Annotated in this window: 23 protein-coding genes and 2 tRNA genes; 3 read left to right on the top strand and 22 right to left on the bottom strand. The window is 59.6% G+C overall.

Going from position 1 to position 24792, the window contains the following annotated elements; translation table 11 throughout:
* Positions 1–22: 22 nt before the first annotated feature.
* From nusA to rlmE, 10 genes are all read right to left on the bottom strand, one after another.
* Positions 23–1504 (bottom strand): transcription termination factor NusA, encoded by a 1482-nt coding sequence (gene nusA / locus N4Q37_RS17350; RefSeq protein ID WP_260960300.1) that lies wholly within the window; start codon positions 1502–1504, stop codon positions 23–25.
* A gap of 59 nt (positions 1505–1563) precedes the next feature.
* A complete protein-coding gene (gene rimP, locus N4Q37_RS17345) occupies positions 1564–2022 on the bottom strand; it encodes a ribosome maturation factor RimP (protein WP_053153211.1) in 459 nt (152 codons plus the stop codon).
* A 141-nt stretch (positions 2023–2163) separates the two neighbouring features.
* Positions 2164–2240, bottom strand: a tRNA-Met gene (locus N4Q37_RS17340).
* Positions 2241–2337: 97 nt separating this feature from the next.
* Positions 2338–2423 (bottom strand) — tRNA-Leu (locus N4Q37_RS17335).
* A 22-nt stretch (positions 2424–2445) separates the two neighbouring features.
* Positions 2446–2829 carry a preprotein translocase subunit SecG gene (gene secG / locus N4Q37_RS17330; RefSeq protein ID WP_003197714.1) on the bottom strand — a complete coding sequence of 128 codons (384 nt, stop codon included), beginning with the start codon at positions 2827–2829 and terminating at the stop codon, positions 2446–2448.
* A 4-nt stretch (positions 2830–2833) separates the two neighbouring features.
* Positions 2834–3589, bottom strand: a complete 756-nt coding sequence (gene tpiA, locus N4Q37_RS17325; RefSeq protein ID WP_260960278.1) for a triose-phosphate isomerase — start codon at positions 3587–3589, stop codon at positions 2834–2836.
* Between the two features lie 66 nt (positions 3590–3655).
* Positions 3656–4993 carry a phosphoglucosamine mutase gene (gene glmM / locus N4Q37_RS17320; protein WP_260960272.1) on the bottom strand — a complete coding sequence of 446 codons (1338 nt, stop codon included), beginning with the start codon at positions 4991–4993 and terminating at the stop codon, positions 3656–3658.
* A gap of 16 nt (positions 4994–5009) precedes the next feature.
* A complete protein-coding gene (gene folP, locus N4Q37_RS17315) occupies positions 5010–5861 on the bottom strand; it encodes a dihydropteroate synthase (RefSeq protein ID WP_260960265.1) in 852 nt (283 codons plus the stop codon).
* A gap of 8 nt (positions 5862–5869) precedes the next feature.
* The gene (gene ftsH / locus N4Q37_RS17310; RefSeq protein WP_260960262.1) at positions 5870–7780 is read right to left on the bottom strand and encodes an ATP-dependent zinc metalloprotease FtsH; all 1911 of its coding nucleotides are present in this window, start codon (positions 7778–7780) and stop codon (positions 5870–5872) included.
* Between the two features lie 192 nt (positions 7781–7972).
* Positions 7973–8623, bottom strand: a complete 651-nt coding sequence (gene rlmE, locus N4Q37_RS17305) for a 23S rRNA (uridine(2552)-2'-O)-methyltransferase RlmE (RefSeq protein ID WP_260960255.1) — start codon at positions 8621–8623, stop codon at positions 7973–7975.
* 106 nt (positions 8624–8729) lie between these two features.
* Here rlmE and N4Q37_RS17300 point away from each other — a divergent pair, with 106 nt between their 5' ends.
* Positions 8730–9038, top strand: a complete 309-nt coding sequence (locus N4Q37_RS17300; protein WP_003197704.1) for a YhbY family RNA-binding protein — start codon at positions 8730–8732, stop codon at positions 9036–9038.
* Positions 9039–9048: 10 nt separating this feature from the next.
* Here the strand turns inward: N4Q37_RS17300 and N4Q37_RS17295 are convergent, their stop codons facing one another.
* From N4Q37_RS17295 to grpE, 8 genes are all read right to left on the bottom strand, one after another.
* Complete coding sequence (locus N4Q37_RS17295; protein ID WP_260960229.1) at positions 9049–9453, bottom strand: MFS transporter; 405 nt, start codon at positions 9451–9453, stop codon at positions 9049–9051.
* Between the two features lie 28 nt (positions 9454–9481).
* Complete coding sequence (gene greA, locus N4Q37_RS17290) at positions 9482–9958, bottom strand: transcription elongation factor GreA (protein ID WP_024779954.1); 477 nt, start codon at positions 9956–9958, stop codon at positions 9482–9484.
* 2 nt (positions 9959–9960) lie between these two features.
* Positions 9961–13182, bottom strand: coding sequence for a carbamoyl-phosphate synthase large subunit (carB, locus tag N4Q37_RS17285; RefSeq protein WP_260960214.1), 3222 nt, complete (start codon positions 13180–13182; stop codon positions 9961–9963).
* Between the two features lie 105 nt (positions 13183–13287).
* Positions 13288–14424, bottom strand: coding sequence for a glutamine-hydrolyzing carbamoyl-phosphate synthase small subunit (gene carA, locus N4Q37_RS17280; protein ID WP_260960201.1), 1137 nt, complete (start codon positions 14422–14424; stop codon positions 13288–13290).
* A gap of 256 nt (positions 14425–14680) precedes the next feature.
* A complete protein-coding gene (gene dapB, locus N4Q37_RS17275) occupies positions 14681–15487 on the bottom strand; it encodes a 4-hydroxy-tetrahydrodipicolinate reductase (RefSeq protein ID WP_260960192.1) in 807 nt (268 codons plus the stop codon).
* A 9-nt stretch (positions 15488–15496) separates the two neighbouring features.
* On the bottom strand, positions 15497–16621 hold the full coding sequence (gene dnaJ / locus N4Q37_RS17270; RefSeq protein ID WP_260960186.1) for a molecular chaperone DnaJ: 1125 nt from the start codon (positions 16619–16621) through the stop codon (positions 15497–15499).
* A 319-nt stretch (positions 16622–16940) separates the two neighbouring features.
* Positions 16941–18893 carry a molecular chaperone DnaK gene (gene dnaK, locus N4Q37_RS17265; protein ID WP_260960516.1) on the bottom strand — a complete coding sequence of 651 codons (1953 nt, stop codon included), beginning with the start codon at positions 18891–18893 and terminating at the stop codon, positions 16941–16943.
* 65 nt (positions 18894–18958) lie between these two features.
* Positions 18959–19525, bottom strand: coding sequence for a nucleotide exchange factor GrpE (gene grpE, locus N4Q37_RS17260; RefSeq protein ID WP_260960182.1), 567 nt, complete (start codon positions 19523–19525; stop codon positions 18959–18961).
* Positions 19526–19766: 241 nt separating this feature from the next.
* On the opposite strand from grpE, the gene recN reads away from it, so the two are divergent.
* The gene (gene recN, locus N4Q37_RS17255; protein ID WP_260960174.1) at positions 19767–21440 is read left to right on the top strand and encodes a DNA repair protein RecN; all 1674 of its coding nucleotides are present in this window, start codon (positions 19767–19769) and stop codon (positions 21438–21440) included.
* A gap of 74 nt (positions 21441–21514) precedes the next feature.
* On the opposite strand, the gene fur is transcribed toward recN, so the two are convergent.
* Positions 21515–21919, bottom strand: coding sequence for a ferric iron uptake transcriptional regulator (gene fur, locus N4Q37_RS17250; RefSeq protein ID WP_260960163.1), 405 nt, complete (start codon positions 21917–21919; stop codon positions 21515–21517).
* Positions 21920–22016: 97 nt separating this feature from the next.
* On the opposite strand from fur, the gene N4Q37_RS17245 reads away from it, so the two are divergent.
* A complete protein-coding gene (locus N4Q37_RS17245; protein ID WP_260959901.1) occupies positions 22017–22544 on the top strand; it encodes an outer membrane protein assembly factor BamE in 528 nt (175 codons plus the stop codon).
* 63 nt (positions 22545–22607) lie between these two features.
* On the opposite strand, the gene N4Q37_RS17240 is transcribed toward N4Q37_RS17245, so the two are convergent.
* The 3 genes from N4Q37_RS17240 to N4Q37_RS17230 are packed head-to-tail and all read right to left on the bottom strand — an operon-like array spanning position 22608 to position 24758.
* Positions 22608–22907 (bottom strand): RnfH family protein, encoded by a 300-nt coding sequence (locus tag N4Q37_RS17240; protein WP_260959898.1) that lies wholly within the window; start codon positions 22905–22907, stop codon positions 22608–22610.
* Positions 22904–23347: a type II toxin-antitoxin system RatA family toxin gene (locus tag N4Q37_RS17235; RefSeq protein WP_260959881.1), complete on the bottom strand. Its 444-nt coding sequence runs from the start codon at positions 23345–23347 to the stop codon at positions 22904–22906. Before N4Q37_RS17235 ends, N4Q37_RS17240 begins: the two co-directional genes overlap by 4 nt.
* Before the next feature lie 7 nt (positions 23348–23354).
* Positions 23355–24758: a sodium-dependent transporter gene (locus tag N4Q37_RS17230; RefSeq protein ID WP_260959880.1), complete on the bottom strand. Its 1404-nt coding sequence runs from the start codon at positions 24756–24758 to the stop codon at positions 23355–23357.
* Between the last annotated feature and the right edge of the window lie 34 nt (positions 24759–24792).

Here is a 24792-nt window from a genome sequence, read left to right as displayed (position 1 = left end):
TCTCTCCTCAGGCCGCGCCTAATTACTCGAACCAGTGGGCTCGGGCGGCCATGATCAACTTGCCGGCACGCTCATCGTCAATGCCGTCGATGTCGAGCAGATCGTCAATAGACTGCTCGGCCAGGTCTTCGCGGGTAATGACGCCGCGCACCGCCAGTTCCATCGCCAAATCCTTGTCCATACCCTCAAGCGAGAGCAGGTCGTCGGCCGGATGGGCGTCTGCCAGCTTTTCCTCAGTAGCGATGGCTTTGGTCAACAAGCGATCCTTGGCTCGAGCGCGAAGCTCGTTGACGATGTCCTCGTCAAAGCCGTCGATGTTGAGCATCTCCTCCACCGGTACATAGGCAATCTCTTCCAGGCTGGTGAAGCCTTCATCCACCAGCACCTGCGCCAGCTCTTCATCGACTTCGAGTTCTTCGATGAAGTTGCGCAGGATGTCGCCGGTTTCAGCTTGCTGCTTGGCCTGGATGTCCGATTCGGTCATCACGTTCAGGGTCCAACCGGTCAACTGGCTGGCCAGACGCACGTTCTGGCCTCCGCGACCGATGGCCTGAGCCAGATTGTCCGCGCCAACGGCGATGTCCATGGCGTGGGCATCTTCGTCGACGATAATGGCCGCCACTTCAGCAGGCGACATGGCATTGATCACGAACTGCGCCGGGTTGTCGTCCCACAGGACGATGTCCACGCGCTCGCCGCCCAACTCGCCGGATACGGCCTGGACACGCGAACCACGCATGCCGATGCAGGCGCCTTGCGGGTCGATGCGCTTGTCCTTGGAACGGACCGCGATCTTGGCACGCGAGCCCGGATCACGGGAGGCAGCCATGACTTCGATCAGGCCTTCAGCGATTTCCGGCACTTCGATGCGGAACAACTCGATCAGCATTTCCGGCGCGGTACGCGACAGGATCAGCTGCGGGCCACGGTTTTCAGTGCGGATTTCCTTGAGTAGCGCGCGCAGCCGCACGCCCACCCGGAAGGTTTCGCGGGAAATGATGTCTTCACGCGCCAACAGCGCCTCGGCGTTGTTGCCCAAGTCGACGATCACGTTGTCGCGGGTGACCTTTTTCACGGTACCGGAGATGATTTCCCCCAGCTTCTCGCGATAGGCGTCGACCACTTGCGCGCGCTCGGCTTCGCGAACTTTCTGCACGATGACCTGCTTGGCAGTCTGCGCAGCGATACGACCGAATTCGATAGACTCGATTTTTTCTTCGACGACATCGCCGACCTTGGCACCTGGATGCGTCTGGGCAACCTTGCTCGGCCAGGTCTCGATAGCCGGATCGTCCAGGTCGGCTTCCTCGACCACTGTCCAGCGACGGAAAGTCTCATAAGACCCCGTGTGACGATTGATCTCCACACGCAAGTCAACTTCGTCTTCAAACCGCTTCTTGGTAGCAGTGGCCAGGGCCAGCTCCAGCGCTTCAAAAATAACGTGAGCCGGTACGCCCTTTTCATTGGATACCGACTCAACAACCAGCAGTACTTCTTTGCTCATCGTACGCCTCGCCTTTCGCAAGCCATTGGATCCGCGGGATCCGCAGTATCTGGCACGTATCAGTCAAAACTGGGAATAATGTTGGCCTTGTCGATCATATCGATCGGCAACAGGAACTCATGGTCATCTACCTGCACCACGACGTCCTGTTCTTCTACACCGCGCAGAAGGCCTTGAAAGTTGCGTCGCCCTTCGAAAGGAGAACGCAGCTTGATCTTCACTTGTTCACCGGCAAACGAAGCAAACTGCTCAAGAGTGAACAGTGGGCGTTCCATGCCAGGCGAGGAAACTTCAAGGGTGTATTCGGTGCTGATTGGATCTTCAACATCCAGCACACCGCTGATCTGACGGCTGACGATGGCGCAATCGTCCACCAACACGCCGCCTTCCTTATCGATATAAACGCGCAACAATGAGTGGCGACCTTGAGCCGAAAACTCAATACCCCAGCATTCATAGCCCAGGGCCACGACCACCGGGGCCAACAAGGCCTGCAACTGTTCTAGCTTGCTCGACACCTGAACCCCCTCGTGCATGTTTGTGCATGCTGTGCAAATAAAAAAAAAATGGGCGAATCGCCCATCCCTGAAACGCCGCCTGAACAGCGGCGCTGTAAAGTGTCCAGCTAACAAAAAGCCCCTTGGAAGGGGCCCTGAAACTGGTTGCGGGAGCCGGATTTGAACCGACGACCTTCGGGTTATGAGCCCGACGAGCTACCAGGCTGCTCCATCCCGCGACAAAGCTGGGGCGGAAGTATACGACCGATCCCCTACAGGGTCAATGTAACCCTTCCACCTACAAGAAAGCCCGCAATCGCGGGCTTTCCTGATAATTGGTACCGAGAAGGGGACTCGAACCCCTACACCCTATGGGCACAACCACCTCAAGGTTGCGTGTCTACCAATTCCACCACCTCGGCAAATACAGCGTTTGAAACCTTCTTACTTCTGCTCTTGAGCTGGAGGTACGTCAGTCGCCGGGTTGGCCGACTTTTGCTCTTGAAGCACCGGGACATCATCAGAAGCCGGTTGTTGCTTTGGCGCCTCCAGAACGGCCGGGTTTGGCAAACCTACTTGAGTCAGCTCGTGAGCCTTCTCTTTAGCAAAGTAACCTAACCCTAAGCTGGTCATGAAGAAACCGGCGGCAAGTATAGCAGTAAACTTACTAAGAAAGGTAGAGGAACCTTGGCTTCCGAACACAGTATTTGAAGCACCTGCACCGAAAGACGCACCAGCATCCGCACCTTTACCCTGCTGCAGCAATACGAGGGCAACTACACCCAGTGCACCCAGCAGATGAAAAACGACTACGACTGTTTCCAGCATTTTTTCAGTTTCCCGCGGCGCGACAAATCGCACCGAACTCATCTGCATTCAGGGATGCCCCACCAATGAGCCCCCCATCGATATCCGGCATGCCGAACAGCTCAGCCGCATTGGCCGCCTTCACGCTGCCGCCGTATAGAAGCCGCACACCTCGTGCCACTTCAGAATTCTCTGCCGCCAACTGCGCCCTGATGGCTGCATGCACATCCTGCGCCTGTTGAGGCGAAGCTGTCAGCCCGGTACCAATGGCCCAGACCGGCTCGTAAGCAATGACAGCCTTGGCAAAAGCGCCGACGCCCAGGTCTTCGATGATGCTGCCCAGCTGACGCCCGACAACCTCAAGGGTCTTGCCGGCTTCACGCTGTTCGAGGGTCTCCCCTACACACAACACCGGGATCAGACCGCACGCCTGAGCCGCAGCGAATTTGCGAATCAAGGTCTTATCCTGCTCACCCATGATCAGGCGACGCTCGGAGTGTCCAACCAGGACCAGGGAACAATCCGCATCCACCAACTGACTTGGAGCAATCTCACCCGTCAATGCACCTTGCATGGGCTCTATCGCGGAATTCTGTGCGCCGACCGAAATCGACTTGCCTTTCAAGCCATCAATCACTTGATTGATATACAAGCAAGGCGGGAATACCGCGACATCAACACCGCTTGGCAAGGCCAAATGACGAAGGCCATTGATCAGCTCAGCGACGCTGGCGCGGGTACCGTGCATCTTCCAGTTACCAGCTACCATAGGGCGACGCATGCTGTACCTCGTCGGTCAAAGTGGGCGCAGATCTTACCCAACCGTTCCATGGCTGGCAAGCCGAATTCAGGCAGAAACTTCAGCAACCAGTTTTGCCAGCTCTTCGGCATAGCCGCGAACCAGTGTTTCGTCCTCGCCTTCGACCATCACACGCACCAGAGGCTCTGTTCCGGACTTGCGCAACAGCACACGACCACGACCAGCCATCGCCTGTGTCACACGCTCGCTGGCCTGCTTGACCTTCTCATGCTCGATCGGGCTCGCCCCGCCACCGAAACGCACGTTGATCAACACCTGCGGGCATTTGCGCAATGCCTGGCGTGACTGTGCGAGCCCTTCGTTGCGCGCCTTGAGCGCCATCAGCACTTGCAAGGCAGCAATGATGGCGTCCCCGGTAGTGGTGTGATCAAAGCACACGATGTGACCGGAGTTTTCACCGCCGATCACCCAATTGCGCTCCAGCAACTCCGAGATCACGTAGCGGTCACCCACGTTGGCGCGCACGAAGGGAATATCAAGATCCGCCAAGGCCAGTTCAAGCCCGAGGTTGCTCATCAGTGTACCGACGACACCGCCCTGCAACCTGCCACGACCGTGCAAGTCGCGAGCAATGATGAACAGCAGCTCGTCTCCATCGACGACCGTACCGGTGTGATCAACCATCAGGACCCGGTCACCGTCGCCATCGAAGGCAATCCCCAGGTCGGCCTGCTCGGCGAGCACGGCAGCCTGCAACGCCTCGGTATGGGTGGAACCGCAGTTGTGATTGATGTTCAGGCCGTTAGGCTGGGCGGAAAGCACCACGACCTCCGCCCCCAACTCGCGAAATACACTCGGCGCGACCTTGTAGGTAGCGCCATGGGCGCAGTCGACGACAATTTTCAGGCCCGAGAAGCTGGTGCCGGTCGGCACACTGCCTTTGCAGAATTCGATGTAGCGACCCGACGCATCGTTGATCCGCGATACCTTGCCGATCTTGCTCGACTCAACCACGGTCATCGGCGTATCCAGCAGTTCCTCGATCATCAGTTCGATTTCATCGGGCAACTTGGTGCCCTGGCCGGAGAAAAACTTGATGCCGTTGTCGTCGTGAGGGTTGTGCGAGGCACTGATCACGATGCCTGCCTGCGCCTGGAATGTACGCGTCAAGTAAGCAATGGCGGGCGTCGGCATCGGCCCCAGCAGCATCACGTCGGCACCCGCCGACGTCAGGCCAGCCTCCAGGGCGGATTCGAACATGTAGCCGGAAATGCGCGTGTCCTTGCCGACCAGCACCTTGCAGGCGCCCATCTTGCGGAACGCCATGCCGGCAGCCCAGCCGAGCTTGAGCATGAAATCAGGGGTGATGGGGTATTCGCCGACCCGACCACGGATACCGTCGGTGCCAAAGTATTTTTTGCTCATAAGTGCTCCGTCATTCTTATTCGGCTGAATCCACAGCAGCGATCATCCGCACAACATCCATCGTTTCGGCCACATCGTGCACTCGCAGGATGCGCGCACCTTTTGTAATGGCCAGGGCCGCGAGCGCGAGACCGCCATACAGGCGCTCCCCCACCGGTCGCCCCAAGGCATTGCCTATCATGCTCTTTCGCGAAACCCCAACCAACAGCGGGCGCCCCAAGGCATGCAAAGCTTCCATATGCTTGAACAGGCTGAGGTTGTGAGCCAGCGTCTTGGCAAAGCCAAATCCGGGATCGAGAATAATCCGCTCTCCAGGGATACCCGCTGCGGCGCACTGGGCCAGACGCTCTGCCAGAAACTCGCCCACCTCCCTGGCTACATCGTGATAATGCGGGTCATCCTGCATATTCCCGGGCTCACCCAGCATATGCATCAGGCACACCGGCAACCCCGTGGCCGCTGCTGCGTCGAGTGCACCATCGCGCCGCAGAGCGCGGACGTCGTTGATCAACCCCGCCCCCAGCCGCGCACTCTCGCGCATGACCGCCGGGGTGGAAGTATCGACAGAAATAATCACGTCCAGCTCGCGGTGTATGCGCTCGACAATCGGCGCCACGCGCTCCAGCTCCTCGGTAGGGGACACCGCTCGCGCCCCTGGCCGGGTTGACTCCCCCCCGACATCGATCAGCGTCGCCCCGGCAGCCACCATGGCCTCGGCATGACGCAATGCCGCATCGAGCTGGCTGAAGCGCCCACCGTCGGAAAAGGAATCAGGAGTGACATTGAGAATACCCATGACATGCACATGGGCCAAATCAAGAACCCGGTTGCCGAAAGGCAACCGGGTCGAGGACTGAACAGAATTCATTTCAAGCCTTATACGTCAGCCGCCGGACCACCGATCGGCGTCTCCGGACGCTCACCCTGCACGGCCGGAGGCGTTCCCGAAGTACCGGTGCCACCGGACCAGTCGCGAGGCTCACGAGGCGGGCGACCCGCCATGATGTCGTCGATCTGTTCGGCGTCGATGGTCTCGTACTTCATCAGCGCGTCGGCCATGGCATCGAGCTTGTCACGATTGTCCGTGAGGATCTGCTTGGCCGTGCCATAGCACTGGTCAATGATGCTGCGCACCTCGGAATCAATCAGCTTGGCCGTCTCACCGGAGAAGGTGGCATGCTGACCACCGCCACCACGCCCCAGGAACACTTCGGTGTCTTCTTCGGCATACATCAGAGGTCCCAACTTCTCGGACAACCCCCATTTGGTCACCATGTTCCGCGCGATCTGGCTCGCACGCATGATGTCATTGGATGCCCCCGTGGTCACACCATCGAACCCAAGAGTCATTTCCTCAGCGATACGACCACCGTACAGCGAACAGATCTGGCTGATCAGCGCACGCTTGGACAGACTGTAGCGATCCTCTTCCGGCAGGAACATGGTCACCCCAAGGGCACGACCGCGCGGGATGATCGACACCTTGTAGACAGGATCGTGCTCAGGCACCACGCGACCGACGATGGCGTGACCCGCCTCATGGTACGCAGTGTTCTGCTTTTCCTTTTCCGACATGACCATGGATTTGCGCTCGGCGCCCATCATGATCTTGTCCTTGGCCAGTTCGAACTCCTTCATTTCCACGACCCGCTTGCCGGAACGAGCAGCGAACAAGGAAGCTTCGTTCACCAGGTTAGCCAGGTCGGCACCAGAAAAGCCCGGTGTACCGCGCGCAATGACCGCCGCGGCGACGTCGTCACCCATCGGCACCTTGCGCATGTGAACCTTGAGGATCTGTTCGCGACCGCGAATGTCCGGCAAGCCGACCACAACCTGACGGTCGAAACGACCTGGACGCAACAGCGCAGGATCAAGCACATCCGGACGGTTGGTGGCGGCAATCACGATGATGCCGTCGTTCATTTCGAAACCGTCCATCTCGACCAGTAACTGGTTGAGGGTTTGCTCACGCTCATCGTGACCACCGCCCATGCCAGCGCCACGGTGACGGCCCACGGCGTCGATTTCGTCGATGAAAATGATGCACGGCGCGTGCTTCTTGGCTTGTTCGAACATGTCACGAACACGGCTGGCACCCACGCCGACGAACATTTCGACGAAGTCGGAACCGGAAATCGTGAAGAACGGCACCTTGGCTTCACCGGCAATCGCCTTGGCCAGCAAGGTCTTACCGGTACCCGGCGGACCAACCATCAGGACGCCACGCGGAATACGACCACCCAGGCGCTGGAACTTGCCCGGATCGCGGAGGAACTCGACCAGCTCGCCCACTTCTTCCTTGGCTTCGTCGCAACCGGCCACGTCGGCCAGCGTCGTCTTGACCTGGTCTTCGGAGAGCAACCGGGCCTTGCTCTTGCCAAAGCTCATCGGCCCGCCCTTGCCGCCGCCACCGCCCTGCATCTGGCGCATGAAGAACATGAACACCGCGATGATCACCAGGATCGGGAAGCTGGCGACCAGAAGCTGGGTCCAGATGCTTTGCTGTTCAGGCTGCTTGCCTTCGACCACGACATGGTTGTCCACCAGGTCGCCGATCAGGCCATTGTCCTGGATCGCCGGACGAATGGTCTTGAAATTGTCACCGTCGGTGCGCTTGCCGGTAATCACATAGCCGTCTACGGCTACGCGTTCGACCTTGCCATCCTTGACCTGCTGGATGAAGTCGGAATAGTTAAGGGTCTGCGGCTCGTTAGGGCTGGAGAAGTTGTTCATCACGGTCACAAGGACAGCGGCGATGATCAACCACAGGATCAGATTCTTTGCCATGTCGTTCAATTAACTACCCTCTGAAGCAAGCTCCGCTACTGGCGCGCGCTTCGCATGATATTCACCGGCCTAACTTACTACATTACGTACGGCTCTGGCAGGCGCCGTCTGTAACCCAATGTGAAACTGTGACCGCCTGATTTTCATCCCGCGGCTTCTGCAATGCGATACAAAAAAAACTATCGCACCCTCTCAAAGACGCTCATCGCTCGCTGCGCCCTCGATCCCGCGAAAGCCTCTCGCCAGCAGATACTGTTCGCGAGAACGGTCACGGGACGACAGTGGCTTGCGCATCTGCACCTTTTCGAACAGTTTGCGCATGCCCTTGTGGTACTCGTCGAAACCTTCACCCTGGAAAACCTTGATCAAAAAATCCCCGCCCGGGCGCAACACCCGCCCGGCCAGATCCAGGGCCAGCTCGCTGAGGAACATCGCACGAGGCATGTCGACAGCGGGTAATCCACTCATATTGGGGGCCATATCGGAAATCACAAGGTCAACCTGCGTATTTCCGACGGCTTCGAGGATTTTTGCCAGTACCGCATCTTCAGTGAAATCGCCCTGGATGAAGGTCACATCAGGGATGCTGTCCATTTCCAGGATGTCGGAAGCGATCAATCGTCCCTGGCCGCCAATCAGACGACTGGCCACCTGGGACCACCCACCCGGCGCCGCGCCGAGGTCGATGACTGTCATGCCCGGGCGGATCAGGCGATCCTTTTCCTGCAACTCCAGCAATTTATAGCTTGCACGAGAGCGATAGCCGTCCTTTTGCGCCATTTTGACGTATGGGTCGTTGAAGTGCTCTTTCAGCCAGTTCTGGCTAGTCTTGGAACGGGCCACAGGCCACCTCTGAAATAAAAACGGATCGTGATTAAGTGGGCGGTCCCGGACTCGCTCGGGTAAACTGGCCGCCGCTTTTTACAAGATCAGACGCAGGGGTCAGATTATGCCGCTCACTCAAGAGCAGAAGAAACAATACAAATCCATTGGCCACCACCTCAAGCCGGTGCTGACAGTAGCTGACAACGGTCTGACTGAAGGTGTACTGGCCGAGCTGGAACGCGCCCTGAGCGATCACGAGCTGATCAAGATCAAGCTCAACATCCTCGATCGCGAAGCTCGCCTGGCTGCCGTGGCAGAGCTGTGCAAGACCGGCAAGGCGGACCTGGTGCAGGTCATCGGCAAGATGGCGCTGATCTATCGCAAGAACTTCAGCGTCAACAAGCAGCTGTCGAACGTCCACCGTTTCAAGTAACGCCAAAGGGTCAAGGGTGTGCCTCGCACACCCTGCCACTCCATCCGGGCACCGGCTGTAACACCAGTACCAAACCTGAAAAGCCCAGCACCAGGTAACTGAAAGCCAGCCACTGGCCTGCATCCGGCCAGCCAAGCCGCACGACAAAGTACATCCCGCACGCATACAACGACATGACCAGCAGTTGCCCACGGATGTCGCGCCATAGACTGACCAGGCCCTCGGCCTGAATCAGCACCAAAGCCTGGAACGTCACGCACACTGCGGAAAAACCTACCAGCAGCGCCGTCAGCATGCCGTCGATCTCATCGATCAGCAGCGGTGCCAGGCCTACTCGGCCCAGCACCGGCAGCAAACCGATGTGCAACAACCAGACACCGCCCACCCACAACATTTGGGCAAGCTGCCAGATCATGGCGCCCGCGCGAAGCGGGCGCCTTCGTTCAGACGTGACGGACTTCGACAATCTCATACTCGATGACGCCACCGGGCGTCTTGACCGCCACCACATCCCCCTCTTCCTTGGCAATCAAGGCGCGGGCGATAGGCGAGCCAACGGAAATCTTGCCGAGCTTGATATCAGCCTCGTCCTCACCAACGATCTGGTAGGTAACGCTTTCATCCGTCTCGACGTTGGCGATTTCCACTGTGGTGCCAAAAATGACCTTGCCAGTATGGGGAATCGTCGTGACATCGATGATCACCGCATTCTGCATGCGGCCTTCGATATCACGGACACGCGCCTCGACCATCCCCTGCTCCTCGCGGGCAGCGTGGTATTCGGCGTTTTCCTTGAGATCGCCCAGCTCACGCGCTTCACCAATAGCCTGGCTCAAGCGCGGGCGCTCGACCTTGGTCAGGAAAGCGTGTTCTTCTTCCAGGGCCTTCGCGCCCTGAACGGTCATCGGGTACTTGGTTATGCTCATGCCTTCAATCCTGCATGTAGATCCTGCAAGCGACGCACGGTCTTCTCCGGACCGAACTTGAGCGCTTCGCAGATCGCTTCGCCCGCAGCAATGGTCGTGGTGCAATAGATCTTGTGCTGCAGCGCATTGCGACGAATGGAGTAGGAGTCGGCGATCGACTGGCGACCTTCGGTGGTGTTGATGATCAGCGTGACTTCGTCATTCTTGATCATGTCGACCACGTGCGGACGCCCTTCGGTCACCTTGTTCACGCGACGCACCTTCAGGCCTGCGGCCTCGATCAGCCTGGCAGTACCGGCGGTGGCGACCACTTCGAAGCCCAAGTTGATCAGATCACGGGCTACGCCTGCAACCAACGGCTTGTCGTCATCACGCACGCTGATGAATGCCGTGCCGCCCGTCGGCAGCACTTCGCTGGCGCCCATCTGGGCCTTGGCGAACGCTTCGCCGAAGGTATCGCCCACGCCCATCACTTCACCGGTGGATTTCATTTCCGGGCCGAGGATCGGGTCAACGCCAGGGAACTTGGCGAATGGGAATACCGCCTCTTTCACGCTGTAGAAGTTCGGGATGATTTCCTTGGTGAAACCCAGCTCCGCGAGGGTCTTGCCGGCCATGACACGGGCCGCGATCATCGCCAGGGAAACACCGATGCACTTGGAGACGAACGGCACGGTCCGGGACGCGCGCGGGTTGACTTCGATGACGTAGATGTCTTCGCCTTGAAGCGCCAATTGCACGTTCATCAAGCCGACGACGCCCAGCTCCAGGGCCATCTTCTTGACCTGCTCGCGCATTTCATCCTGGATGTGCGCCGGCAGCGAATAAGGCGGCAGCGAGCAAGCGGAGTCGCCGGAGTGAACGCCCGCCTGTTCAATGTGCTGCATGATGGCGCCGATCACGACATCCTTGCCATCGCAAACCGCATCCACGTCCATCTCGATGGCGCAGTTGAGGAAGTGGTCCAACAGCACCGGGCTATCGTTGGACACCTGGACCGCTTCGCGCAGGTAGCGCTTGAGCTCTTCTTCCTTATAAACGATTTCCATCGCACGGCCGCCCAGTACATAGGACGGACGCACCACCAGCGGGTAACCGATCCCGGCCGCGGCACGCACTGCTTCGTCTTCGCTGCGCACAGTGGCGTTTGGCGGCTGACGCAGGTTCAGGCGCTCGACCATCTGCTGGAAGCGCTCACGGTCTTCGGCGCGGTCGATGGCATCCGGGCTGGTGCCGATGATTGGCACGCCGGCCGCTTCGAGGGCACGAGCCAGTTTCAACGGAGTCTGGCCACCGTACTGGACGATCACGCCTTTTGGCTTCTCGACACGGACGATTTCCAGCACGTCTTCCAGGGTCACTGGCTCGAAATACAGGCGATCGGAGGTGTCGTAGTCGGTCGATACGGTTTCCGGGTTGCAGTTGACCATGATGGTCTCGTACCCGTCGTCGCGCAGCGCCAGTGCGGCGTGTACGCAGCAGTAGTCGAACTCGATGCCCTGGCCGATCCGGTTAGGACCGCCGCCCAGGATCATGATCTTGTCGCGGGTCGATGGCGCGGCTTCGCACTCTTCTTCGTACGTGGAGTACAGGTAGGCGGTGTCGGTGGCGAACTCGGCCGCGCAGGTGTCGACGCGCTTGTAGACCGGGAACACTTCCAGCTTGTGACGGTGAGCGCGCAGGCTCTTCTCGGTCACACCCATCAACTTGGCCAGGCGTTGGTCGGAGAAGCCCTTGCGCTTGAGGCGGAACAGGGTGTCACGGTCAATGCTGGACATACCCAGGGTCTTGACCTTCTCTTCTTCCTTGATCAGGTCTTCGATCTGCACCAGGAACCAAGGGTCGATCATGTTCATGCCGAAGATCTGCTCGACGGTCATGCCGGCACGGAAAGCGTCAGCCACGTACCAGATGCGCTCGGCGCCTGGAACGGTCAGTTCGCGCTTGAGCACGCTCATGCTTTCCGGGTCGTTCAGGTCCAGCTTCGGATCCAGGCCGCAGACGCCCACTTCCAGGCCACGCAGGGCCTTTTGCAGCGATTCCTGGAAGGTCCGGCCGATGGCCATGACTTCACCAACCGATTTCATCTGGGTGGTCAGGCGAGCGTCTGCCTTGGCGAATTTTTCGAAGGCAAAACGTGGCAACTTGGTGACGACGTAGTCGATGGACGGCTCGAAGGACGCCGGGGTCTTGCCACCGGTGATGTCGTTCGACAGCTCGTCCAGGGTGTATCCCACGGCCAGCTTGGCGGCAACCTTGGCAATCGGGAAGCCGGTGGCCTTGGAGGCCAGCGCCGACGAACGGGACACCCGCGGGTTCATCTCGATGACCACCATGCGCCCGGTGTTCGGGCAGATACCGAACTGGACGTTGGAGCCGCCGGTTTCCACGCCGATCTCGCGCAGCACCGCCAGGGAGGCGTTACGCAGGATCTGGTATTCCTTGTCGGTCAGGGTCTGGGCCGGTGCGACGGTGATCGAGTCGCCGGTGTGCACGCCCATCGGGTCGAAGTTCTCGATGGAGCAGACGATGATGCAGTTGTCCTTTTTATCGCGGACCACTTCCATCTCGTACTCTTTCCAGCCGATCAGGGATTCGTCGATCAGCAGTTCCTTGGTCGGCGACAAGTCCAGGCCACGGGCGCAGATTTCTTCGAACTCTTCACGGTTGTAGGCGATGCCACCACCGGTGCCGCCCATGGTGAAGGACGGACGGATGATGCACGGGAAGCCAAGGCGCTCCAGCACCGCGTTGGCCTCTTCCATACTGTGGGCGATCCCCGAGCGCGGGCATTCCAGGCCGATGGCTTTCATCGCCTTGTCGAAACGCGAGCGATCTTCGGCCTTGTCGATGGTGTCGGCATTGGCGCCGATCATTTCCACGCCGAATTTTTCCAGGACGCCTTCGCGCTCCAGGTCCAGGGCGCAGTTGAGCGCGGTCTGGCCGCCCATGGTCGGCAACAGCGCGTCCGGACGCTCTTTCTCGATGATCTTGGCAACGGTCTGCCACTTGATCGGCTCGATGTAGGTGGCATCGGCCATGGCCGGGTCGGTCATGATGGTAGCCGGGTTGGAGTTCACCAGGATGACGCGGTAGCCCTCTTCGCGCAGGGCTTTGCAAGCCTGGGCGCCGGAGTAGTCGAATTCGCAAGCCTGGCCGATCACGATCGGGCCAGCGCCGAGAATCAGGATGCTTTTTATGTCTGTACGTTTTGGCATGGGTTTGTCACTCAAATCCGCAGGTCAGTCGGCTAGGCCGTCGAACAATCTTTGAAGCGCCCGAGGGGGCCGCCGCGCACGGGGCCGCCCTCGGGCTGCACGCCGTCAGCGTCGCTTGGCCATCTCGTTGATGAAGCGATCGAACAGCGGCGCCACGTCATTCGGGCCCGGGCTCGCTTCAGGGTGGCCCTGGAAGCTGAATGCGCTCTTGTCGGTACGCTCGATGCCTTGCAGCGTGCCGTCGAACAGCGATTTATGGATCGCGCGCACGTTGGCCGGCAAGGTGGCTTCGTCCACCGCGAAACCGTGGTTCTGGCTGGTGATCATCACGACACCGGTATCCAGGTCCTGCACCGGGTGGTTGGCACCATGGTGGCCGTGGCCCATCTTCAGGGTCTTGGCACCCGAGGCCAGGGCCAGCAATTGGTGACCGAGGCAGATGCCGAACACCGGGATCTCGGTTTCCAGCACATCCTTGATCGCCTGGATCGCGTAGTCGCAAGGCTCCGGGTCACCCGGGCCGTTGGACAGGAACACGCCATCAGGGTTGAGGGCCAGGACATCGGCAGCCGGAGTCTGGGCCGGCACCACGGTCACGCGGCAACCACGCTCAACCAGCATGCGCAGGATGTTCAGCTTGACGCCGTAATCGTAGGCAACCACGTGGTACGGCAGCTCGGAAGCCTCGATCGTCGCGTGGGCGTCGGTCTTCAGGTCCCAGACGGTGGAGCGCCATTCGTAGGCTTTCTGGGTGCTGACGACTTTTGCCAGGTCCATGCCCTTGAGGCCCGGGAAACCCTGGGCCGCCGCGATGGCCGCGGCTTCGGAAATGTTGTCACCGGCCATGATGCAGCCGTTCTGCGCGCCTTTTTCCCGAAGAATGCGGGTCAGGCGGCGGGTATCGATACCGGCGATCGCCACCACGTTGTTGGCTTTCAGGTAATCGGACAGGGACAGCGTGTTGCGCCAGTTGCTCGCTACCAGTGGCAGGTCGCGGATGACCAGGCCGGCAGACCAGACACGGTCAGACTCGGCGTCTTCCGGCGTAGTGCCGGTGTTGCCGATGTGCGGGTAAGTCAGGGTAACGATTTGCTGGGCGTAGGAAGGATCGGTAAGAATTTCCTGATAGCCGGTCATTGCGGTGTTAAACACCACCTCACCAACGGTCTGGCCGTCGGCTCCAATGGCTTCGCCGCGAAAAATGCTGCCATCAGCAAGGGCGAGTATGGCTGGCTTAGTCAAGAAGACCTCCCGTAAATAAAGCCTGAAAGGGCGATCGCAGGTTGTAAAAAAGCGGAGTGACGTATGGACACGTCACCCCGCTTGTTCACTGAATTATTCTGCGCGCTTTTAGTGGACACACTAAAGCTGTAGCTTACAGAAAAAGGCTTTTTTGGTCCACCGCTAATGAGCCTTGAAGGCAGGGGAATGCGACAGGCCGTCGCGAAGCGGTGTTGAAACGGGGCGCAGTATAACCTGAACCCCGCTTTCAATGACATCAACGCAGGTCGAGAACGTCCTGCATGTCGTACAGGCCAGGCTCGCGACCCTCCAGCCACAGTGCAGCACGCACGGCCCCCTTGGCGAAGGTCATCCGGCTGGATGCCTTGTGAGTGATCTCCAGGCGCTCGCCTTCCGTGGCGAACAGCACGGTATGATCGCCCACTACGTCACCACCGCGCACAGTGGCAAAACCGATGGTGTCGCGCTCGCGGGCACCGGTGTGCCCCTCGCGACCGTAGACGGCCACTTGCCGCAGATCGCGACCCAACGTATCGGCGATCACTTCCCCCATGCGCAAGGCCGTGCCGGAAGGCGCGTCGATCTTGTGCCGGTGATGCGCCTCGATAATCTCGATGTCCGCGTCATCGCCCAAGACCCGAGCCGTCATCTCCAGCAATTTCAGCGACAGGTTCACCCCCACGCTGAAGTTCGCCGCGAACACGATCGGAATGTCCTTGCCCGCCTCGGCCAGCAATTGCTTCTGCGCAGCGTCCAAGCCCGTGGTGCCGATCACCATGGCCTTGCCGTGCTTGCGGCAGATGGCGAGGTTTTTCAGCATGACGTCCGGCAAGGTGAAGTCGATCAGCACGTCGAACTCCTCCAGCACCTTCTCCAGGCCACCGGACATCGGCACACCGATACGTCCAAGCGAGGCCAGCTCACCGGCGTCGGCACCAACCAGCGTGCTGTCGGGCCGAACGATGGCCGCCGTCAGGCCGGAAAGCGGCGAGCGCTGCTGCACCGCCTCGACCAACGCCTTGCCCATGCGCCCGGCAGCGCCCATCACAGCTATACGTCGCATGAGAACTCCTTACAGGTCGCCGAAGAAACGCTTCACGCCTTCGAACCAACCGGTGGTTTTCGGGGAATGGCTGTTGTCGTCCGCCAACGAGCTGCGGAATTCCTCCAACAGTTCACGCTGACGCCGGCTCAGGTTGACCGGCGTCTCCACCGCCACACGGCACATCAGGTCACCCGCACCACCGCCACGCACTGGCGCAACACCTTTGCCACGAATCCGGAATTGCTTGCCGGTCTGCGTACCTTCGGGAATCTTCAGCTTGACACGACCGTCGAGGGTCGGGATCTCAAGCTCGCCACCCAACGCCGCATCGACGAAGCTGATCGGCACTTCGCAAAACAGATGCTTGCCGTCACGTTGGAAAATCGCATGCTCACGCACGTTGATGACCACATACAGGTCACCCGTCGGACCACCCAGGGCGCCCGCCTCGCCTTCGCCCGACAGACGAATGCGATCCCCGGTATCGACACCGGCCGGCACCTTGACCGACAGCGTCTTGTACTCTTCGACACGCCCTTCGCCGTGGCAGGAGTCGCACGGGTCGGAAATGATCTTGCCCTGGCCATGGCAACGCGGGCAGGTCTGCTGCACCGAGAAGAAACCTTGCTGCATGCGAACCTGACCAATACCGCCGCAGGTCGGGCAGGTCACTGGCGAGGAGCCTTTCTTGGCACCCGAACCATCGCACGGCTTGCAATTGACCAATGTCGGAACACGGATATTGACCGTGGTACCGCGCACCGCTTCTTCCAGGTTCAGTTCCAGCGTGTAGCGCAGGTCACTGCCACGCTGAGCGCCGCCACGGGAACCGCCACGACCGCCACCAAAGAAATCGCTGAACACGTCACCGAAAATATCGGAGAAGTTCTGGCCACCAAAGCCGGCACCGCCGCCACCCATGCTCGGGTCGACCCCGGCATGACCGTATTGGTCGTACGCTGCGCGCTTGCTGGAATCGGACAGCACTTCGTAGGCCTCGTTGGCCTCCTTGAACATTTCTTCCGACGCTTTATCGCCGGGATTACGGTCCGGGTGATGCTTCATTGCCAGGCGACGATAAGCCTTTTTCAGCTCCGCCTCGCTGGCCCCGCGCTCAACACCCAATACTTCGTAAAAGTCACGCTTTGCCATTAGTCTTTGCACTCTTATAGGACGTCCGGCAAACCTCTCCTGAGCCTCGCCAAACTCGTTGAGCCCTATAGGCCCGGACCCAACCACGCCAATTCAACGATCCTGGTCTTCGATTTTTCAGCCAGAGACCCAGCCAAAACGCGGCGCCTATTGCACGGAAAGCAGGAGCATTCCCGATCACGCCGCCCAGCATCCGAGCACTGTCGCATGCTGTAAAAATTCATTGGTTCCAGACACGCCAACGCGGGAGCAAGCCCCCGCGCGGCGACATCCTACCAGTCACCGCACAAATGCAGTCAACCGGCCGACCAACAAGCGATTACTTGTGGTCTTTGACTTCTTCGAACTCGGCGTCGACGACGTCGTCGGCTTTTTCAGCCGACTCGCCTTGCTCAGCCGCGCCTTCAGCGGGCTTGGCCTGCTCGGCGTACATCTTCTGGGCCACTGGCGCGGAGACCTTGGACAGCTCTTCGATCTTCGCCTCGATGGCCGCCTTGTCATCACCCTTGACAGCGGCTTCCAGCGCAACCACCGCTGCTTCGATGGCGGTTTTCTCTTCCGCAGTCACTTTTTCACCGGCATCGGCAATCATCTTGCGAGTCGAGTGCACCAAGGCGTCGCCCTGGTTGCGGGCACCGGCCAGCTCTTCGAACTTGCGATCTTCCTCGGCGTTCACTTCAGCGTCGCGAACCATCTGCTGAATTTCTTCCTCGGACAGCCCGGAGTTGGCCTTGATCACGATCGACTGGGTCTTGCCAGTGGCCTTGTCTTTCGCGCCCACGTGCAGGATGCCGTTGGCGTCGATGTCGAAGGTCACTTCGATTTGTGGCACGCCACGTGGCGCTGGCGGAATCTCGGCCAGGTCGAACTTGCCCAGGGATTTGTTCTGGGCAGCTTGCTTGCGCTCACCCTGCAGCACGTGAATGGTCACGGCACCCTGGTTGTCATCGGCAGTCGAGAACACTTGGGATTTCTTGGTAGGAATCGTGGTGTTCTTCTCGATCAGCGCGGTCATCACGCCACCCATGGTTTCGATACCCAGGGTCAGCGGGCTGACGTCGAGCAGCAGAACGTCCTTCACGTCACCGGCCAGAACAGCACCCTGGATGGCAGCACCCATGGCAACGGCTTCGTCCGGGTTCACGTCCTTGCGTGCTTCCTTGCCGAAGAAATCGGTGACCAGTTTCTGCACCAGCGGCATACGGGTCTGACCGCCCACCAGGATCACGTCGTTGATCGAACCCACGTCGATGCCAGCGTCTTTCATGGCGATGCGGCAAGGTTCGATGGTGCGCTGGACCAGGTCTTCCACCAGTGCTTCGAGCTTGGCGCGGGAGATCTTCACGTTCAGGTGCTTAGGACCGGTGGCGTCTGCGGTGATGTACGGCAGGTTCACGTCGGTCGACTGGCTCGAGGACAGTTCGATCTTGGCTTTTTCAGCGGCTTCTTTCAGGCGCTGCATGGCCAGCGGGTCACCCTTGAGGTTCATGCCGCTTTCTTTCTTGAACTCGTCGACGAGGTAGTCGATCAGGCGGATGTCGAAGTCTTCACCACCGAGGAAGGTGTCACCGTTGGTCGCCAGTACTTCGAACTGGTGCTCGCCATCGACTTCAGCGATCTCGATCACGGACACGTCGAAGGTACCGCCACCCAGGTCATAAACGATCACGGTGTGATCGCCCTTGGCCTTGTCCATACCGTAGGCCAGAGCGGCTGCGGTCGGTTCGTTGATGATGCGCTTCACGTCCAGGCCCGCGATACGGCCGGCGTCCTTGGTCGCCTGGCGCTGGCTGTCGTTGAAGTACGCCGGAACGGTGATGACCGCTTCAGTCACGGCTTCGCCGAGGTAGTCTTCGGCGGTTTTCTTCATCTTCTTCAGAATTTCAGCCGAGATCTGTGGCGGAGCCATTTTCTGGCTGTTCACTTCAACCCAGGCGTCGCCGTTGTCAGCCTTGGCGATCTTGTAAGGCACCATCTTGATGTCTTTCTGCACGACTTCTTCGTCGAACTTGCGACCGATCAGACGCTTCACCGCGTACAGGGTGTTATGCGGATTGGTCACAGCCTGACGCTTGGCCGACTGGCCAACCAGAATCTCGCCATCGTTGGCGTACGCGATGATCGACGGCGTGGTGCGCGCGCCTTCAGCGTTTTCAATCACTTTGGCTTTGCCGTTTTCCAGCACGGAGACGCACGAGTTGGTGGTCCCCAGGTCGATACCGATAATCTTGCCCATGTTAACTCTCCCGGAACTTGGATTTGGTTGCCGCAGCAGTGGTGGCTAACTGCGGTAGCACTTAAACGCTTGACTTATAAATGGGGCCGCTGCGATCGATTTCAAGCCTGCTCATCGATAGAAGGCGAAACCGGTGCGGGCGTCTTGCTGACCACAACCATGGCCGGGCGCAGCAGGCGACCGTTGAGCAGGTAACCCTTCTGGAAAACCTTCAGGACACTGTTTGGCTCGACATCGGTACTTTCCTGCATCGCCATGGCCTGGTGATGCTCGGCGTTGAACGGCTCGCCGTGTGGGTCCAGGGCTTCAAGCTGATAGCGCTTGAGGGTGTCCTGGAACATCTTCAGGGTCAGCTCGATGCCTTCACGCATCGGACGAATGTTCTCGTCGTCCGGGCTGGAGAGCTCCAGGCCACGCTCCAGGCTGTCGATGATCGGCAGCAAGTCGCCGGCGAAACGCTCCAGGGCGAATTTGTGGGCTTTTTCCACATCCTGCTCGGCGCGACGACGGACGTTCTGCAGGTCGGCCGCTACACGCAACGCCTGATCCTGCGCACCGGCCAGTTGCTCCTCGAGCACTTGTACACGTGCCGCCAGGTCTTCACCCGAATCCTGGGGAGCCTGGTTGGTGTCTAGATTTTGCGTATCCTGCGTCTGTTCGTCAGCCATAGATTTCTCCTCTCAACTTCGTCCGCGAGTTCGACTCGCGCTTCTGCCCCGGTATATGGGGCCGGGTTTTTCAGCTTCAAGGGCTACCGGACGAATTAACCCTACAAAAAATAGCTGCGTAACAATTCCCCTCAGCACTAAGAAAGCCATTGTCTCAAGCAAATCGAGCTAAGCACGGGCATTGTCAGGCCGAAACAAAACACTGTATAAATAACCAGACCTAAAGCCTGGGAGCGGCCTTATGCTGGTGCACCTGTCCGTACACAACTACGCCATCGTCGAACACCTCGACCTCGAACTCGATCGAGGCATGAGCGTAATCACCGGGGAAACCGGCGCGGGCAAGTCGATCATGCTCGACGCCCTCGGCCTGACCCTGGGCGATCGCGCCGACAGTGGCGTGGTACGCCCGGGGGCGGACAAGGCTGACATCCTGGCGACCTTCGACCTGGTCGACATCCCCGAAGCCAGCGCCTGGCTGGCGGAGCGGGACCTGGACACCGACGGCCTGTGCATCCTGCGCCGGGTCATCACGGCCGAAGGCCGCTCGCGGGGCTACATCAACGGCACACCATGCCCCCTGGGGGACCTCAAGGCCCTGGGCGAGCTGCTGATCGATATCCACAGCCAGCACGAACACCAATCCCTGCTCAAGACCGACACCCATCGCCGCCTGCTCGATGAATACGCTGCTGCCACGGACCTGGCCCGCCAGGTCCAATTGGCCGCCCAGCGCTGGCGCCAGACCCGCCAGGAACTGGACCGGCTCTCCAATTCCGGCGATGAACAACGCGCCCGTCATCAGTTACTGAGCTATCAACTCGAAGAACTGGAAAACCTGGCCCTGGGCGAACATGAACTCGAGGAACTGGAACAGGAACACAAGAACCTGACCAACGCCGAAACCCTGCTGGGCATCTGCCGGCAAGTGGTCGAACAATGCAGTGAGAGCGATTCGGGCAACGTGCTCAATGCCCTGACGGCGAGCCTTAACCGACTCTCCAGCGTGAACAATTCGGTGGGCGCCCTGAACGAGGCGACCAACCTGCTGACCAGCGCGCAGATCCAGGTCGAGGAAGCCGTTGGCGAGCTGAACCGGTTTCTCGATCATTTCGATGCCGACCCGGCACGCCTGCAATACCTGGAAGAGCGCCTGGACACTATATATACGCTGGCCCGCAAACACCGCGTCCAGCCCACTGACATCGTCGAACTCCAACAACGCCTGCTGGAAGAGCTGGAAACCCTTAACGCCAACGACGAATCCATCGAGAGACTGGGAGACGAACTGGCCTCCTATGCTCGCCACTACCAGGAAAAAGCCAACGAACTCAGCGAACTGCGCCACCAGGCCGCCACCGACCTGGCCAGCGCCGTGGAGCAGGAAATCCAGCGCCTGGGCATGCCCGGCGGCCGCTTCACCATCGAACTGCGTCCCAACGGCGGCGACGAGCTGCTCCCCCACGGGTTGGAACAGGTGGAGCTATTGGTCAGCGCCAACCCTGGACAACCGCTCAAGGCACTGGCAAAAGTCGCCTCCGGCGGCGAGCTGTCGCGTATCAGCCTGGCCATCCAGGTCATTACCGCGCAAACCTCACGGGTACCGACCCTCGTGTTCGACGAAGTGGACGTGGGCATTGGCGGGCCAACCGCGGAGATCGTCGGCCAGTTGCTCCGTCGATTAGGAGAACGAGGCCAGGTGCTGACAGTCACCCACCTGCCCCAGGTCGCCGCCCAGGGTCACCAGCATTTATTTGTGCACAAGGTTCGAGGCGAAGACGCCACGCGCACGGCTGTGTCCAAGCTCAACAAGAACGAGCGGGTGGAAGAGGTTGCGCGCATGCTGGGTGGGATTGATCTCACCAAGGAATCCTTGGCCCATGCGAAGAAAATGGTCGTGGCAACCAAGAGCTGAAACAGCCAGACAAAAATATGGCGACCCGCGGGTCGCCTTATTTCGTTTTGAACCTTTAAAGCCCAGGCAAGCGCTTACTTGCGCTTGCGCACATGCAAGACGAGATGGTGATCGATCAGCTCGAAACCATACTTCTCGGCAATGTCCTTTTGCAGCGCTTCGATTTCCGGACTGATGAATTCGATAACCTCACGGGTTTCCACGTCCACCATGTGATCGTGGTGCTCCCCATCGGCCAATTCAAAGACCGCATGACCGCCATCGAAATTGTGACGAGCCACGAGACCTGCTGCCTCGAATTGAGTCAGGACGCGGTAAACCGTGGCCAGACCAACGTCCTCACCCGCTTCCATAAGCGCTTTGTAGACGTCTTCGGCGCTCATGTGGCGTTGCTCGGTAGAGTCGAGCATTTGTAGAATCTTGACCCTTGGCAGGGTCACCTTGAGGCCGGCTTTGCGTAGTTCGCTATTTTCAACCATGGTCAGCTTTCTCGCGATGCTGCTTCGCAGCTTCTCTTAATGCGGGTATGATCGGCGTTTACGTTGTCCCAGCCAAGATAGTGGAAGTCGCCCACCGATGCAAAACACCAAGCTCTTGCTAACCAGTTTCACCTTCGTGGGACTGCTCGCACTCGCCGGTTGTTCATTCCCCGGGGTTTACAAAATCGACATCCAGCAGGGCAATGTCGTCACGCAGGACATGATAGACCAGTTGCGCCCGGGAATGACCCGCCGGCAAGTACGGTTTATCATGGGCAACCCTCTGCTTGCCGACACATTCCATGCCGATCGCTGGGATTACCTGTACAGCTTGCAGCCTGGCGGCGGTGAACGCCAACAGGAACGCATCAGCGTAATCTTCAATGCCAATGACCAACTTGTCAGCCTGTCGGGAGACTTCATGCCCGGCGTGAGCCGCGACGAAGCCATCATGGGCAAGGACAGTGGCACCACCGTCACCGAGCCCACCCAGAACGGCCAGCAGCCGAAACCGGAAAAACCGGTCAAGCCCGGTTCGTTGCTGGACCAGATCCAGAAGGACGTGGACAAGGTCGAGACCGTGCCTGTCCCGACCCCGGAACCGCTGGATACTTCACCGCAATAAATCGACACATCAAAAAACCCGGCATGCCGGGTTTTTTGATGCCTGCGATTCAGGACCGAATCGTCAGTCCGATTGACGCGCCAGGGCAGCCTTGGCGGCGCGCAAGCGACGAATTTCTTTCGGGTCGGCCATCAATGGCCGATAGATCTCGAGCCGATCACCCGCCTGCACCTGCCGCTGCTCCGGATCGCTCACTACCTTGCCGAAAATTCCCACCGGGCAAGTGGCCAGGTCCAGCTCCGGAAACTCAGCGGCAATGCCCGATGCCACCAACGCGGCGCGAACGCTGGTGCCCTCTTCCACCGCGAATGCACGCAGGTACTGACGCTCAGCGCCGGCATACACCACTTCTATCCCGATCAACGCTTGAGCTCGGCATTCTGCTTGGCGCGCTGGCAGAACGCGTCGACCAGGGTATTGGCGGCCTGATTGAACAGCGGCCCCAACGTCGCGCGCACCAGTGGGCCGGCATAGTCGAACGACAGATCCAGGCTGATCTTGCAGGCTTTCTCGCCCAGCGGCTTGAACACCCAGACGCCGTGAAGCTGATTGAAAGGCCCCTCTTCCAGATTCATCTCGATGGACTGCCCCGGCACCAGGGTATTGCGCGTGACAAAGTGCTGGCTCAACCCGCCCTTGGCGACGTTGAGCCTGGCGCGCATCTGCGTGTCCGAGCTCTCGAGCACCTCAGTCGAAGAACACCAGGGCAGGAATTCGGGATACCTCGCCACGTCGTTGACCAGGTCGTACAGCGCCTGCGCCGGATAAGGCAATAAGGCCGAGCGTTGAATATGAGTCGTCATGTCAGCGTCACTTCCACAACTGGGCGGCAAACACTACGAGAATGCCAATGGGCGCCACGTAGCGCATCAAGAACAGGCTCAGGGCAAACAACACGGGACTGCGCAGCGACAGCTCATCACGCACCGCCTCGCGCCCCATCACCCATCCCGCAAACACCACGAAACACAAACCACCGAGTGGCAGCATGATCCGTGAAGTGAAGAAATCGATCACGCCAAAGAAATCCAGGCCAGCGGTGGCTCCCCAGCGGTAGAGATGGAACAAGCCATCTTCGTTCACGAAAAACTTCGCCTCCTTCCATATATTGAAGGAAAACACCGTACCCAGGCCGACGAACCAGCAGGTAAAGGCCAGCCAGAACGTGACCCAGGCGCGACTGATCCGCGTCCGCTCGACCAGATACGCCACCATGGGCTCAAGCAGGGAAATGGCCGAACTCCAGGCAGCGATCGCCACCAGGACGAAGAACACCACACCCATCACTTGGCCGAACGCCATGCTGCCAAAAGCGAATGGCAAGCTGACGAACATCAGCCCCGGGCCTTCGCTGGGGTTCAGGCCCGCGGCAAAGACAATCGGAAACAATGCCACGCCAGCCATCAGCGACACGAAGGTGTCCAGCAGTGCGACACCGACGACAGTCCGGGTGAGAGAGGCGTTCTTGGGCATGTAGGCGCCATAGATCATGATCGAGCCGACGCCCACGCTCAGGGAAAAGAACGCGTGCCCCATGGCAGGCAGCAAGCCATCCAGGACTTTTTCCGGCTGGAAGTCGAACATGAAATGCAGGCCTTCCATGAAATGCCCGGTGGTCATGCTGTAGCCCAGCAGCACCAGGATCATCACGAACAGCAACGGCATCATGACGCGCAGGCTGCGCTCGAGCCCCGCCACCACGCCCTTGGCGATCACCACGGCGGACAGCAACATGAACACCGTGTGCCAGAGGGTCAGCCGCAGGGGATCGGCGATTACACCGCCGAAGTAGGCCCCCACCAGGTCGGGCGTTGCGCCTTGGAAGTCCCCGCGCCCCATGTCGATGATGTAGTCCAGCGACCACCCCCCGACCACGCTATAGAACGACAGGATCAGCAACGCCGTGATCATCCCGGCGAAAGCGCCCCACGACCACTTGGTGGAATGGCCCGCCTCCTGCGCCAGCACCTTCAGGGCGTTGGCCGGGCTTTGCCGGGCGCGACGACCGATCAGGGTTTCAGCCAGCATCACCGGCCCGCCGATCAGCGCGATGCAGGCCAGGAACATCAATACGAAGGCGCCGCCACCGTAAACGCCCACCATGTACGGAAACTTCCAGATACTACCCAGCCCCACGGCAGAGCCGGTCGCGGCGAGTATGAAGACCCAGCGGCTAGCCCAACTGCCGTGGACAGAAACCTTGTCTGTCGACATCGTGATCACGCCCAAGCGTTCAAAAAAGAGGCCG

It is taken from the genome of Pseudomonas citri (genome assembly GCF_025336485.1).
GTDB lineage: Bacteria > Pseudomonadota > Gammaproteobacteria > Pseudomonadales > Pseudomonadaceae > Aquipseudomonas > Aquipseudomonas citri.
Note: the sequence above shows the minus strand (reverse complement) of the source record. Positions and strands in the feature narration are given on the sequence as shown.

Coding starts and splice junctions, on each gene's coding strand:
- N4Q37_RS17300 (WP_003197704.1), top strand. CDS start 8,730: ATGCCGCTCACTCAAGAGCAGAAGAAACAATACAAATCCATTGGCCAC.
- N4Q37_RS17235 (WP_260959881.1), bottom strand. CDS start 23,347: ATGACGACTCATATTCAACGCTCGGCCTTATTGCCTTATCCGGCGCAG.
- glmM (WP_260960272.1), bottom strand. CDS start 4,993: ATGAGCAAAAAATACTTTGGCACCGACGGTATCCGTGGTCGGGTCGGC.
- folP (WP_260960265.1), bottom strand. CDS start 5,861: ATGAATTCTGTTCAGTCCTCGACCCGGTTGCCTTTCGGCAACCGGGTT.
- tpiA (WP_260960278.1), bottom strand. CDS start 3,589: ATGCGTCGCCCTATGGTAGCTGGTAACTGGAAGATGCACGGTACCCGC.
- carB (WP_260960214.1), bottom strand. CDS start 13,182: ATGCCAAAACGTACAGACATAAAAAGCATCCTGATTCTCGGCGCTGGC.
- dnaJ (WP_260960186.1), bottom strand. CDS start 16,621: ATGGCAAAGCGTGACTTTTACGAAGTATTGGGTGTTGAGCGCGGGGCC.
- dapB (WP_260960192.1), bottom strand. CDS start 15,487: ATGCGACGTATAGCTGTGATGGGCGCTGCCGGGCGCATGGGCAAGGCG.
- N4Q37_RS17295 (WP_260960229.1), bottom strand. CDS start 9,453: ATGATCTGGCAGCTTGCCCAAATGTTGTGGGTGGGCGGTGTCTGGTTG.
- nusA (WP_260960300.1), bottom strand. CDS start 1,504: ATGAGCAAAGAAGTACTGCTGGTTGTTGAGTCGGTATCCAATGAAAAG.
- recN (WP_260960174.1), top strand. CDS start 19,767: ATGCTGGTGCACCTGTCCGTACACAACTACGCCATCGTCGAACACCTC.
- ftsH (WP_260960262.1), bottom strand. CDS start 7,780: ATGGCAAAGAATCTGATCCTGTGGTTGATCATCGCCGCTGTCCTTGTG.
- N4Q37_RS17230 (WP_260959880.1), bottom strand. CDS start 24,758: ATGTCGACAGACAAGGTTTCTGTCCACGGCAGTTGGGCTAGCCGCTGG.
- N4Q37_RS17245 (WP_260959901.1), top strand. CDS start 22,017: ATGCAAAACACCAAGCTCTTGCTAACCAGTTTCACCTTCGTGGGACTG.
- grpE (WP_260960182.1), bottom strand. CDS start 19,525: ATGGCTGACGAACAGACGCAGGATACGCAAAATCTAGACACCAACCAG.
- secG (WP_003197714.1), bottom strand. CDS start 2,829: ATGCTGGAAACAGTCGTAGTCGTTTTTCATCTGCTGGGTGCACTGGGT.
- fur (WP_260960163.1), bottom strand. CDS start 21,919: ATGGTTGAAAATAGCGAACTACGCAAAGCCGGCCTCAAGGTGACCCTG.